This is a genomic window from Lysinibacillus sp. FSL K6-3209, assembly GCF_037976175.1.
GTDB lineage: Bacteria > Bacillota > Bacilli > Bacillales_A > Planococcaceae > Lysinibacillus > Lysinibacillus sphaericus_D.
Genome location: NZ_CP150264.1, coordinates 2,835,164 through 2,848,422 on the forward strand (window position 1 = coordinate 2,835,164; position 13,259 = coordinate 2,848,422).

11 protein-coding genes are annotated in these 13,259 nt (G+C 37.3%); 1 reads left to right on the forward strand and 10 read right to left on the reverse strand.

The window, feature by feature from the left end:
- Positions 1-196: 196 nt before the first annotated feature.
- The 3 genes from MHH88_RS13785 to MHH88_RS13795 all read right to left on the reverse strand — a co-directional run bounded on the left by MHH88_RS13785 (position 197) and on the right by MHH88_RS13795 (position 2,035).
- The gene (locus MHH88_RS13785; RefSeq protein WP_339258766.1) at positions 197-532 is read right to left on the reverse strand and encodes a hypothetical protein; all 336 of its coding nucleotides are present in this window, start codon (positions 530-532) and stop codon (positions 197-199) included.
- A gap of 223 nt (positions 533-755) precedes the next feature.
- Positions 756-1,205 (reverse strand): SMI1/KNR4 family protein, encoded by a 450-nt coding sequence (locus MHH88_RS13790; RefSeq protein WP_339258768.1) that lies wholly within the window; start codon positions 1,203-1,205, stop codon positions 756-758.
- A gap of 251 nt (positions 1,206-1,456) precedes the next feature.
- Entirely contained in the window at positions 1,457-2,035 is a 579-nt protein-coding gene (locus tag MHH88_RS13795) for an RHS repeat-associated core domain-containing protein (protein WP_339258770.1), read from the reverse strand.
- 163 nt (positions 2,036-2,198) lie between these two features.
- Here MHH88_RS13795 and MHH88_RS13800 point away from each other — a divergent pair, with 163 nt between their 5' ends.
- Positions 2,199-2,735, forward strand: a complete 537-nt coding sequence (locus MHH88_RS13800) for a hypothetical protein (protein WP_339258772.1) — start codon at positions 2,199-2,201, stop codon at positions 2,733-2,735.
- Positions 2,736-2,785: 50 nt separating this feature from the next.
- Here the strand turns inward: MHH88_RS13800 and MHH88_RS13805 are convergent, their stop codons facing one another.
- The 7 genes from MHH88_RS13805 to MHH88_RS13835 form a co-directional block, all read right to left on the reverse strand.
- Positions 2,786-3,334, reverse strand: a complete 549-nt coding sequence (locus MHH88_RS13805) for a DUF1629 domain-containing protein (RefSeq protein ID WP_339258774.1) — start codon at positions 3,332-3,334, stop codon at positions 2,786-2,788.
- Between the two features lie 14 nt (positions 3,335-3,348).
- Entirely contained in the window at positions 3,349-8,877 is a 5,529-nt protein-coding gene (locus MHH88_RS13810) for a DUF6531 domain-containing protein (protein ID WP_339258776.1), read from the reverse strand.
- Positions 8,878-8,904: 27 nt separating this feature from the next.
- Positions 8,905-9,303, reverse strand: coding sequence for a DUF4280 domain-containing protein (locus MHH88_RS13815; protein ID WP_024361243.1), 399 nt, complete (start codon positions 9,301-9,303; stop codon positions 8,905-8,907).
- Between the two features lie 98 nt (positions 9,304-9,401).
- Positions 9,402-9,899, reverse strand: coding sequence for a hypothetical protein (locus tag MHH88_RS13820; protein WP_339258777.1), 498 nt, complete (start codon positions 9,897-9,899; stop codon positions 9,402-9,404).
- 18 nt (positions 9,900-9,917) lie between these two features.
- The gene (locus tag MHH88_RS13825; RefSeq protein ID WP_339258779.1) at positions 9,918-11,012 is read right to left on the reverse strand and encodes a pentapeptide repeat-containing protein; all 1,095 of its coding nucleotides are present in this window, start codon (positions 11,010-11,012) and stop codon (positions 9,918-9,920) included.
- 15 nt (positions 11,013-11,027) lie between these two features.
- Complete coding sequence (locus MHH88_RS13830; RefSeq protein ID WP_339258781.1) at positions 11,028-12,530, reverse strand: phage baseplate assembly protein V; 1,503 nt, start codon at positions 12,528-12,530, stop codon at positions 11,028-11,030.
- The gene (locus MHH88_RS13835) at positions 12,530-13,171 is read right to left on the reverse strand and encodes a hypothetical protein (RefSeq protein ID WP_339258783.1); all 642 of its coding nucleotides are present in this window, start codon (positions 13,169-13,171) and stop codon (positions 12,530-12,532) included. The genes MHH88_RS13830 and MHH88_RS13835 overlap by 1 nt, the downstream gene beginning before the upstream one ends.
- Positions 13,172-13,259 lie beyond the last annotated feature (88 nt).

Below are 13,259 nucleotides of genomic sequence, written 5' to 3' on the forward strand. Positions count from 1 at the left end.
TGAAAGATTCCAAGGTTTATTATAATAATAAAAAGAACGAATTACCATATTACGGAATTCGTTCTTTCATGCTTTTCAATGCTCTACTGAAAAAAATGGATTATTAGCAATACTTCGATTTTGAACAGAATTGCCAATTAACCGGCAAACTTGCCATTTGAGAAAAAATTTTTTCTCTTTATCATTATCTAACTACTTAAAAAACTATAAATGCATCATTTTCAAAATAATAAATAAACGCTTGCAGCAACTGATCTAGTGATGGATTTTCTAACTGATTATTTACATTGTCAATTACATCCTCAATACTTGCACCATCCAACGTTTCTATCCACCCATTTTGCTTCACTTGTTCTGGTAAAAAGTCATCTGAATCGGGTGGAAAATCAAAACTATCTAATGAAAATATCCCCTCTGTATTTAAATTCCATTCTTTTAAATTTGGAGGAAGATAGAACCAAGTCTCTGGATTCTTTTCTGGATGCGATAACACATCCCTAACACTAATTAAATTCATTTTTTCTTTCATCATGTATTACACCCGCTTGTCAGTTTTTTAAATCCACCCCCTTGGTTTGGATGAAGACTTCCTTGCACCGGACCTGGAGCTCTATGTTGCCCCCTTGGAACGAGGTGTACAAAAACACATGTAAAGTAAAATCTTATACATTTACTTTACATATGTCTCGAAAACTTTTTTAATAGTAGTAGTACTTTTTCTAATTTTCTCTAGCCATTTTATTTATTATTACTTCTTAATATTTCCGTTCCTCCTCTTCCTCATCTAGTAAATAGCTAAAGAAGTCAGAAAAATCCTCCCATACATCTGGTTTAGAAATAAAATTTTGCTTTTCTAATTTAGTTACTTCTACAGAATCAAGCCACATGATTGATGGTTTTTTTTCAGTATCCATAACAATAATACTTTCAGCTTCTTCAGCAATTACAATAAATCTGTCCGGCAAGCCAACTGCTTCTCTGATTCTTATAGTTTCACTTATAAAATTAGTTGGCTCAGAAAATAAAAAAGAATGGATATCTATCCCACCAACAATACCCCCACAGTAAAATCCAGATATTTCACGAAAATCATTAGGTAGCTTTATTTGAAGTTCATGTTCAATTTTATCTAAATACTCTTTAGAAACTCCATCAATATCATATAAAGCCTGGTATTTATTCCGTAATTCATTCATATCATTCATATTTTATTTACCTCCAAAATTCTAGTTTTTACATCGTGTTTTAAAATACTCTCTAGTATCGACACTAAATTGAGGTCTATTTATTGGATGAATAGGGTGTGGCTTGTTTCTTCCAAATTGGCTATGCAATATATCCTGCCCATATTTTCCAACTCCATGATAACGAGTACTTGCCTCTACTAAAGCCCCCTCGAATCTTGGCCTAAGTGATGTAAAGTAACAAAGCTACCATCAGAGAGTTGAGGTGCTAATCAATATTTATTCGCCGCATCTCTGTTTGTCATTCCTCTCCCCTTAGCACTACCAAGTGTTCTTACTTTATCCCAGTCTATATCATCCCTTTGATACACTTCATATGTTTGTTTAGTACCCTTTGGTCTAGTTGCAGTCCAACTAATTTGTTTCCAATTTATTAGACCAAATGGATCAATCTCCATAAGAGGATCTCTAACATACCCATACAACGTAGGATTCCCACCCGCAAGCCCAATCGGGTCAATCTGCGTATAATTCCCTTGCTCTGGGTCGTAGTATCGGAATCGGTTATAATACAAGCCAATTTCTACATCTTCATACTGCCCTTGATACCTAAACGGAATGAAATCTTTCTCACCCGTAAACTCGTTCACTCGCCCATACACATCAAGCTCAGCCGACCAAACCTTATGACCTTGTTCATCATAGGCTTCGACAGGCGTTCCTAGATAATCACTAATAATGCTGTAGTTGCCTTTATTCGTGATTTTTGCTGAAGGGACAAAGCCATCATTGAATACCCATGTAACGAGATTATCTGCGATATCGACGTCTGCCTGGGAAGCATTCTCCACTGAATTATCCTGTGACAAATATTCATGCAGAATCGTATTGCCATCCCATACGAATTCGTCAAAGCTCGCCAGATATTATCCATAAAATTGTATATTTAAATTAACTGTATTAACCAATATCCATATGGTAAAATTAAACAAAAAATATTGGAGGAATAATAAAATGATACCTTTTGAAGAAAACATGAAAATTTGGAAAGATACCATAGAGGAAATTAGTCATCCTATTTATAGATCTATTTTAAATAACTTTCATACAGATATGATTCAAGAAATTTCCTTTAACATCAAAGCTGATATTGTCCAAAAGGATTTCGATTCAATTATGAATTATTCACTAAAATACATTTTACAATCTCTTTTCATTCAAATTAAAAAGTCAAAAGAATTTGAATTAATGGAATTAGTTTTTGGAGATAAAGTATGCGATGAGTTTGAAAAGCTACTTATTATGGATGCTATTGATATTTCTTACCATATAGATGATTTTATTACCGAGAAAGAAATGGAGGATGAAGGTATTAGTGCGGACGACTTAGATAACTTTCTTAATATCATTGTGAATTTTAATGAAAAACAGTTTGCAATATTAGAACTTACTAACTCCGTCTGTGAGCTTGGAGAATTAGCTTTTTTAAATCTAGACACTCCAGATACATTCATTAACGGGAACCATTATAGTGACTATGAAGAGAAATAATTCTCTTCATAGCATTTAGGAAAAAGCATGTTTAAAAATATGCAATTCATTTATGACATTCTAAGTCCCGTCCCTACTTTCATGAAACGCAATCCATTAATGTTATTTTCTTCAATAAAATCCTTAAAATTTTGTGTACAGAAATAAAAGTTATTAATTCTAATATCTCTAAATATTGTTTCATTTTCTATTTTTTCTAAGTTAAATCTGATATTATCACCTCTCAACATTGCAAGGGATTCTTGCATATCTAAACCATCAAAATTAATTGCTGTTACAACATTTGTTACATTTATATATATATATTCCTCTGAAATACCTTGGATTTTTATCGGGAAGGTTTCTATAATTTCGGAAAATTCATCAATAAAAAGCTTTTCAAATTTCTTTTTTACTATTAATGTAGATCCATAACAACGTGAATCAAAATCTAACAATTTCCCCCTATTAAGTTTATCTTCTAAAATACCAAATATCTCTTCATTCCAATCTAGAGTAATCTTTTGTCCTGTAAAAGTTGAAAATCGACGAACATAATCCTTATCCAAAAAGGTTAAATCTTTAAAATCATCATCATTTACAAATCTATATATATTCATTAACAAAACTCCCTTCACCAAATTTTAACGTTAAATAATAAATCAGTCCTAATATTTTCTAGCTCAGCTAATACTGCTTCTCTCGCCTTTGCTCCACCAAAACGTTCAGCAGCTTCCAACCTATCAGCAACATTTCTAAAATAATCATTAGTATGGATTATTCTATGATAAGCACCTGGTTGTATACTATTTGGATCAACATGTTTTAAATAAATCCCATTATCTGCACCATTTACATTAATCTTAAGTCTTTCCAAGATATCTCTAGCTCTTTGAGCATCTGGATTTGAATGATCTCCCGCTACAATATGATGAGCTGCGGAACCTTTATATTTATACCAAGCACGTTTCATGTACCCTTCATTCTTTCTTAACTCACTATTAGCTTTGTTCATATTTTTTCTTAACTCTTTAGTACATGAAAGACCAAAAATATCTATTGAGTTATTTGTATCCTGTACATATCCATATAAGACAAAACCACCATTAAGCCCAATTGGATCCTTTTGCGTATACATCCCCTCAATTGGTGAGTAATATCTAAATCTGTTGTAGTAAAGGCCGGTTTCTTCATCGTCGTATTGCCCTTGATATCGGAATGGTATAAAATCCTTGTCACAGGTAAACTCTTTTGACTGACCATAAATATCTAACTCATTGGACCAAACCTTATTACCGTCAGAATCGTAGGCTTCAGAAGGTGTACCTAAGTAATCACTAATAATACTATAAATCCCTTCACTTGTAATTTTAGCAAAAGGAACAAATGTACCTTCATTGAAAATCCAAGTTATAAGACTATTATCAATGTTAGTTTTGCTTGAAGATATATTCTGAATATTAGTTTCACAAGCATCCCTATCTTCAAGCCACTCATGCAGAATCGTATTGCCATCCCATACAAAATGAGTAGCCTTATCTTCAGAACTCTTCTCTATTCGCCTACCTAATGAATCATACTTGAAAGTAACTTCCGTATTATCTGGCTTTATGACCTTGGCCATCATGCCATTGCCATAGTACTCGTACTTCCATGTATCTCCACTATGTTCGACTTTCTCTACAAGATTTCCTTCTTCGTCATAGGAGAATTTGGCATCTTTTGTTTCTAATAATCTACTGCCAGCGCCATAGACACGGTCTTTTTTATCTTTTGTTTCATATAAATTGCCGACATCATCGACACTGCGGTATAAGAAATCAAATTGACGACTGTCTTGATTGGCCCACACGAGGTTACTAAATTCATCATAGCCGTACGTCACTTTTACACCGGTTAGCTCGTTGACCATACTGCGTAATTGATGATTGACGTCCCAATTGTAGGCACGTCTTCGTGTATCTCGGCTTTGGCTATTTACTCTGTGATGTGTTGGTCTACCTGTGATATCATACTGCCACTTGCTAATAACATCCCCTGGTAGGATTCGCTCAATCTCTTGACCGAGTTCATTGTACTGCATCGAGGCTGTCCACTGGGATTGCTCGGAGCGAGAGGCTGTCATTTGTAAGACATTGCCTAGTTCATTACGAGCCACATCGATTTTGGCACCGAGGCTACTTGTTATCTGTGAACGATTGCCTAACTCGTCATAGCTACTGGCAATCCAATGGTCGTTTTGCCATTCTTTGATGACTTGTCCTGATGGGTCCCGTTCTAGCTTAACGGTTACATGCTCATTTTCCGTTTCTTGTAATGCGCCGTTTTTGTCATAGCTAAATGTTTCCCACGTACCGTCATAGTAGTCAGAGCGAATGACATTTCCTAGCGCATCGTGTTGATACGCTGTCCAACGATTCCCTGGTCGTTGAATCCGTTGCACGAGTCCTGCGAGGCTTCGCTCATACGATTTTTCCATGTTATCAAAGCCATTTTCCTTGATAATATGGCCTTTGGTATCGCGTTCAAAGGTGTATGCTTCGCCTTTTTCATTGATAACAGCGGTTAATTGCTCCTCTGTATCGTAGGTGAATTGTACTTGCTTGCCACCTTGTTTGCGGGATGTTAAGCTGCCAAGAATCGTGTAATCAAAGGCGACTTGTGTATGGTTATCCTTTGCAAAAATAATATCATCATAAGCATTGTATTTTAATTGAACATCGTTACCATCAGATAGATGGGCGCGTACTAGGCGATTTAAATGGTCATAATGGAACTTTTCCGTGGCTCCAAGCGGATTAGTTGTACTTATGCAGTTCCCACGCCTGTCGTATGTCCATGTTGAACTTGTCCCATCTGGCAATGTGACTTGGCTTAAGTTTAGGTCAGCGTCATACGTTAAGCTTACCATATGCCCTTGCGCATTTGTCACTGTATCGATTAAACGATGCTCATTATAAGAAAATTCAGTCTTTGTACCATCTTCTAAAATCGTTGCCTGTAATGTCCCGTCTTCATTATAAATCCACTGACGACTGCCGCCCTCTGGATTAACTGCCTGAATCAATCGATCTTTGGCATCATGCTGAGAAGATAAAGTACTGCCATCTGCCAGCGTCATCGTAATTGGATTGGCCCATTCATCATAGCTGAAAGTTGTGACGCGACCATCTTCATCTACTTCTTGCAGTAATTCAAAGTCCTCATTATAGACATAGCTGACCTCACTACCATCCGGATACATAATTTTCGTACAGAGGTTATCTTCATTAAAATAGTAAGTGCTTATATGCCCTAAGCTATTGGTAATTTCGTTATAGCCCTCATAATAGGCAAGCTCACCTGCTAGGACATTGCCATCTCCCCATGTTTTAATAACGCGCGCACCTGTAGTTGGCCCATCGTAACGCCAGAAGAAGCTATTTTTATTGCGGTCTATTTTTTGCATCATTAAGTGATTGACATACTGGATATGTGTACTTTGTCCTAATGCATCTTGGATTTCAATTAAATCTTGAACATCATTGTAAACATAGCGTACTAACACTTCACGACTCATTTGGTTGCGTAAAGCAACTTCCGTCATTCTGCCCGCTTCATTGGTCGTAACATCTAGTACGCGCCCTACGCTATCTGTTACTTGAGATAAGAAGCCTTTTGGGTTATACGCAAATTGAATATGGTGGTCTTGCTCATTTCTTACTTCTTTTAATCGATATGTCGTCTCGGTTGTTTGTTCAAATACATAAAGCAAGCGTGTATCATGCTCAAACAAATGGTATTCTATACCTGTATTTTTCAGGGTCATTCTTTCTTTTTTATTAAAATATGGTAAATTAATTGGTAAAATTGGAAACCCTACTGCGCGACCATCCGTCACCACAATGCCAATAAGGTCTTCTTCTTCAAATATCTCTAAGGCTAGATCGTATGTAAAGTGCATACCATGTCCGGTTAAACCAACTCGACTACTATCACTGTACCACGCACGTTCCCATGCAAGAGGGATAGGACCCGGAAGTTCAAAGTCAACACCTTCGTAGATCATACGTCCAGTAATTAAATCAACCGGTTCAAAGCCTTTTTTACAGAATTTATCACTTAAACCTTTTGTACAGTTAAATTTCTTTAATACTTGATGATTGAGTTTGGTTAACTCTGTTTTGGCCATCGCCTTCATACCATCGACAGCCTTTGACACAGCTAGCACTTCATCCATCGAAGCGATTACTTTATCGGCTGCTGTTTTCATGCTTTTTGTGCCTTTGTTAGCCAGTGCTGACACAGTATCGAGTGTTTGCGCAACTTTGGAGTAAGCGGCTTTCATCCCTTTTACTGCTTTTGAAGCATCCACTGCCTTATCTGCAGCCTTGGCGGTTTTACTAGCTGCTTCTGCTACCTTTACGGCTTTATTGGCCTTGTAGGCTGTTTTTGCAGCATCCCCAACGATGGGCACTGCACCGACTATATTCATCGCCGCGCCCATATAGTCTCCTCTTGCCAAGCTAATACCAGCGTTGGCAATATCCGCGAAAGTCCCGATACCTGGAATAAATCCAGCAACATCTAAAGCTAAACTAACGTTATCAAGCACCTTACTAAAGAAGCCTTTTTTCTCTTTTTTCTGCTCTGCTTTTTGTGGGAAGATAACATCCACTTTGGATGTAGCTTCGATTGCTTCTTCATTTAACTTCGGTGGTTGACTTTTTTTCTCTATGCCTTCTTGTTCAATCAGTGTACTAATTAACTGTGTGTCCGCTGCAAGGATTATATGGCTTTGCTCCTTTGCTGAAATGGCAATCCATTCCTCCGCTTCTACCGATAACTCGTTCATACCACTCATCTCAAGTGTTTCATCTGCCGCTAGCATAATGGTACTATTACTTTGAAATGTTACGCCTTCTCCATCATCCATCTTAAGGTCCAATACGCCATCTACTGCACTAAAGGTAATATCACCCACACCTAATGTCATATCTTTCCCCGCATTGGTCGCCAATGATTTCACGGTCGTGTCTGCCATTTTTTTCGTTTGTTTTTGCCCACCCTCTGGTGTAGCAGGTGCAACACGCACCGAGCTAATGACAATGGCATCTTGTTCCACAGCACTTGGAAAATGTAATTGGGCACGAGCACCTTTTTGCGGCATTAAATACATGACACCATTTGCATCTGCTGAATAAGCAAACCAATGTGCTTTTTCTTTCTCTTGTTTTTTATCGATATCTAAATGAATTTTGACCGTGTTTTGCGTAACATCAATGATTTTCCCTGTAAAAGCTGCGCCAATCAAATCTAAATTGCGTACTAATCGCTGACGAATACTTTTTTCTGGTTGGGCAGTATATTGGAATTTTAGTACACCCGCTTCGAGATGAATTTCCCGAACCGTAATCATATAGGATTTTCCCTTTAATTGTACCGATGTACCCAACTCGTACGCTTCTGTGCTTTCAAACTCACAAAATGTATAATCGGTTTCACTTACATCCGTACCATCGTTTTCAGTAATCAATCGATACGTATCTATATCCATATGTAATACAGAAGGTAGATGGTCGATTGTTATACGTTTCTTACTTTCGGGTGTGCCAAACCAAAATCGTGGTCCCTTTCCTTGTAAATCAGGAAAAACAACCGCCTGTAGATTAGAAGCCATTCTTTTAATAAATGTCCAATCTGTCTCCATATATTGAATCGAGATATGACCTATTGCTTGACCGTTGGACACCTGGTCGATGTAATCCCCATGAGGATAAGCCCCCACAATGGTATCTAGTAACGCTACATAGGTCATATTCGCATCTTGAAAAGAACGTGAGCGTTTTTCAACATCCATATTGGCTGTAAACGATACTGCCTCGACATAGACATAATGCACCCCTTGCGCTGCCTGCAACTCTGCATTTTCAATTCTACCTGAAAACAAGATGTCTTGTTGTCGACCAAATTTTACAACCACTTCATCTGAATGACTGACACGTTGAATATACTTTTGTGCTTGCTCTTCCGCAATCATTCCTGTAAAGGACAGTCTTGCATGATCATTGCCTTGATGTTTTATCGTTAGTTTATTGATATGAATAAGAGGATAAGGCCACTCGAGCACAAGATCCTCGTACGTAGTTATCTTGTTGACTTCCTTTTCTCCTAGCGTTTTCATTACTTACCTCCTTTCAAACACTCTTTTTTAAAAGCCTTGTTTCGGTATTGTTAATTCCTCTTGTCCATCATGCACAATATCAATTTTTCCTCCACCTGCTGAGCATTGCGTATGACATCGGGACAATAACGCTTGCTTGCCCTCGATATTGACATTTTCCATTCCTTCCATCCAGTCGATGGAGCATGCAGGCGTACATGGTTTTTTTAATTTCAGGCACACGCCAAAGGTTGGGATGTTGTCAGGTTTACGATCGCCCACATTCAATACGGCTTTCCCTTTAATATAAACGCCATGATCCTGCGGTAAATTTAAATAATTTAGATGACTACCATGCTCACAAGAAATAATTGCTCCATGAACCACATAACTAAATTGCTCTTGTTCTGAACCTTCTGTCTCCAAATTTTCTACAACTTGAGCCATTTAATAACCTACCCTTCGTATATGTTTCAAACTACGACTTATTCTTTGATTTTTGTTTGACTCCAGATGCATCAGTATACTTTAGCAATCAACGTTTTTTAGCTTCTTTCAAGTTTTACTCGCTGCAACTGAATGCCAAGAAATGGTCGTCTTAATATACTTTCTGCCACATCTAGATTAACAATTGTAAAAGAATTTCCTTGACTATTGACTTGAAAAATATAATCTAATTCAACCTTTTTCGGGTTTATCACAAGCTCCTTGATACGTCCATCTGGATAATACGTGGTTTCATGAGAAATACAATTCTTCTTTTCAATCTCCATCAGCCAATACAAGCGCTGTGTCCCCTTTTTTACATCCGTAAAAACAATAGCTGTAAACGCTAAGTGATCCTCATATTTTGCTAACAGCTTTTTTAATTGCTCTGACACAATTGTTCGAGGCTTTTCTAAATAATCTAAATATAGCCCCTGTTCTTTTTCCACCACTTCTGCAAATACTGAAGAGCACACAAAATCATCATCAAGGTCCGTCTTCAAAGGAATAATAGGATTGATAATACTTTGGTCTTGTTGAACAATAAAGTATTCCATTTTGTCCTCCTGTAAGCTTCAAATCCAATGAATGTCTTTTATCTGGGCTTGGCTAAATTGATACTTCGCTTGATCTCGTTGAAAAAAAGTGGCGCCCTTTAAATTAGCACCCGTAAAATTAGCACCTGCCATTTGTGCAAATTCAAATTTTGCCTGTTGCAAATTCGCATTGCTGAAATCCGTACCAAGGTAGCAAGGAACTTCATTATTAGGAAACTTCAATGTTTTTCCTTGTGCATGTCTAAAATTAACACCAGCTAAATTAGCATTTCGAAAATCTGCATCTTGAATCATTGCATACGAAAAATCAACATTCGCTAATTGACAACCAATAAAATTTGTACCAATGCAAACACTTCGATGCAATGAAGCCTCTGCTAAATTACTGTCTTGGAAATTTGCATAGGAAAAGTTCATATGGCTCAAATCTTGTTGCATTAATGATAGGTTTGAAAAGTTTTCAAACGTATACGATTGGTTCGCCTCTTTCTTCTCTAACGATAACAGGATATCTTTTTCCACTTGTTGCCGTTCGTCAATCAGTGCAATATCTTCACTAAACCCTTTATATTCGCCAGCTCGGAAACGCAAGCATGTCGCGCGTTGAAAATTGATTGTAGGGACGCTTTCTTGGTGATAGCGAAAGAGATAACGTAGCAATTGGACAATATATTGATGAAACTGTATAACGGTCTGCTGCAGAATGACTCGAACGTCCGTTGTTTGAATGCTAATATATGACTTTCTTTCTTTTTCTAGTGTATTTTGTAAATCCCTCATCGCTTCACAAAGCCAATGTGCTTCATATTTTGCTGTGCATTCTACCCAATCGAAATACCATGTTTCTCCATATGCTTCCAGCAAATACGTAAACTTGTTTTCTAATAAAGATGTTCGTAGCAATGATAGATGAATAAAAGCAACTGGGGCTAACTTACCCTGCTGTTGCTGTCTGCTAATATTCGCAAATAGTTGTTCAAATGCGTGAATGATTGGTTGAAGTAAAACTTCCTTGTCTTGACGAAACTGTCGATCGACTATTGCTTGTAACCGGTTGACATGGACTACCACACATTCATCCATAAAATGCTGTAAGGCTTCTTCTCGTTTCATGCGTCTACATCCCCACTAATTTGCTCGTACTTCTGTTCCTTTAATCTCCATTTTGTCCTCCATCTTGATTGAGTTCTCTTTACATGTCATCTCAATTTTTTCATTGGCATTGATCATAATTTGCTTGGCATTAATAACGACTTTGTCTGTTGCTTTTAAGTTAATGTTTTTATCACTAATAATAGAAATACCATTATCATCCATTAACGAAATCATTAATCCACCACCAGAAATGACAATACGATCAGGAGCTAGTAGAATTTGTTTACCATGCTTCGTTCTAAGTGTTTTCACATCTGGATCAGCCATACGTACTGGGTCTTGGCGACTATCCTCTGGAGGGGCAGCACTACCGCCCCCACCTTGACTGGTCGGATTCGTTGCTGCTAACATAGCACCCGATTGTGGTGGTGCTTTGGTCACGGAGCTAATGGCAATCCCCTCATCCTCACGGTTGCTTGGGAAATAGATTCTCACATTGTCAGATAACTCTGGCATAAAATACCACCCTGTATTATCTTCTGACGCATAGATTGTTGAATATGGAAACCAATAGGCTGTACTCTTTTCTTGCCCCTCGTCAAAATCGACATGAATGCGGATTTTATCTCCTGCCACATCAATGACTTTTCCTTGAATAGACGCGCCGATAATTGCTTGATTATACGTCGTGTGAACACTGAAACCATTCTTTGGTGTAAGCGTATAAATATGCTTCAATAAGCCATTTTTAAGCTTCGATACGATTTTATAAACATATAGTTTTTTGGCTTGGAACGTGACTTCGTTGCCGATTTTGAATAGTTGGGTCGATTCTACTTCATAATACATATAGTCACTGTCCGTTATACTATCGAGATGATTTTTACTAGAAATAAGGAAGTTGCCAATTGCCTTTTTCACACGGTAATTGATTGCATCTATTTTCTGTACAGCACCTGCTTGAAATGGTACGCCGAAGTAAAACTTTGGTGCACTATGAACTGTGTCTGGCACTAAGCCCGTATGAAATCTAGAAGCCATACGTTTTAGAAACTCCCAGTCTGTCTCTAAATATTGCATTGTAAAGCTACCAATACTAGCACCCTTTGTGACATGATCCATAAAGTCGGCACCTGGTTGGTCGGCAATACATTTATTGATCAATTCTGTATATGGCATCTTAGCATGTTGGTACGTTTGGTTTTTTTTCTTCACATCTAATACATACGTATGTGAAACTGCCTTCACCTCCAAATAATACGTACCCAGCACCGATTTCACTTGTACATCTAATGCTAATCCATTAAAAATAGGCGATTGGCCATTACTGCTAATTTGCAATACTTCGATAGCTGTTTCAGCATCAGTCATGTAAACGTAGGAGTCTTCAAGTTCATCTGGTATAATGCCTGTTAAATGTAATACCGCATGTTCATTCATTTGTTGTGTGATTTCGATTTCGCTGACGCGGATATTATAGGGCATCACAATTAAATCTTTATACGTCATTGCTGTTTCCTTGTTAACTCGCACCATCAAACAACACCTTCTCCATCCAATGATTTGTTTTCGATTGAGATTAATTCCAACATGCCATAAGCAATCGGTTGCCATATATCCATTTCTTTTTTCAAGCAATTAACTGAACCCGTAGCCACATGGCCATCTACTATAAATAAAAACATTAAATTATAAATTTTGTTATCGAGTGCCTTCGAAATAAAATCAAAATAACCAATTTGTAGACCGTTCACTTCTTTCATGCCGATATCTAACATTTCAGCACCTGGCTGGAACTTTTGCACGATATTCATCATCGTTTCAGTAAAATCTTCTAACTCTTCTTCTTTTAATTGTTGTTCCATTCGTTTCATCGTGACGTTTATGGACGTGCTATCACTTGTGTAAATGTAATCCGGTCTACGGCTTGATGGATATTTAATATTCATTAATTCCGATTCCATCTCTTCAAATGCTACAGGCATAAACATTTGTATTTGATTCTCGTAAAAGCCAATCTGTGCAAATTCAATTGTTTCATCTTCAATTGTTAGCTGGCCATTTTGAATGGCTTTCACAATGTCCGTATGTAACAATTGCTTTTCAATGTTCTCTGTTCGTTTTTTCTGCCTTGCATGCTTGGTCATCTCAATTACTTCTTCATCCATATAACTCATTTTTTCGCCCTCCTTTGTTAAAAAGTCTTTTAGTATGCATAGACCTTCTTTTATTTTTCTTATAGCTAGTGTTGGTATAAAACGACTT

Bases quoted from the DNA above. Each gene is read 5' to 3' on its own strand.
- MHH88_RS13830 (WP_339258781.1), bottom strand. From the start codon at position 12,530: ATGGTGCGAGTTAACAAGGAAACAGCAATGACGTATAAAGATTTAATT.
- MHH88_RS13790 (WP_339258768.1), bottom strand. From the start codon at position 1,205: ATGAATGATATGAATGAATTACGGAATAAATACCAGGCTTTATATGAT.
- MHH88_RS13800 (WP_339258772.1), top strand. From the start codon at position 2,199: ATGATACCTTTTGAAGAAAACATGAAAATTTGGAAAGATACCATAGAG.
- MHH88_RS13820 (WP_339258777.1), bottom strand. From the start codon at position 9,899: ATGGAATACTTTATTGTTCAACAAGACCAAAGTATTATCAATCCTATT.
- MHH88_RS13825 (WP_339258779.1), bottom strand. From the start codon at position 11,012: ATGAAACGAGAAGAAGCCTTACAGCATTTTATGGATGAATGTGTGGTA.
- MHH88_RS13835 (WP_339258783.1), bottom strand. From the start codon at position 13,171: ATGAGTTATATGGATGAAGAAGTAATTGAGATGACCAAGCATGCAAGG.
- MHH88_RS13815 (WP_024361243.1), bottom strand. From the start codon at position 9,303: ATGGCTCAAGTTGTAGAAAATTTGGAGACAGAAGGTTCAGAACAAGAG.
- MHH88_RS13810 (WP_339258776.1), bottom strand. From the start codon at position 8,877: ATGAAAACGCTAGGAGAAAAGGAAGTCAACAAGATAACTACGTACGAG.
- MHH88_RS13785 (WP_339258766.1), bottom strand. From the start codon at position 532: ATGATGAAAGAAAAAATGAATTTAATTAGTGTTAGGGATGTGTTATCG.
- MHH88_RS13805 (WP_339258774.1), bottom strand. From the start codon at position 3,334: ATGAATATATATAGATTTGTAAATGATGATGATTTTAAAGATTTAACC.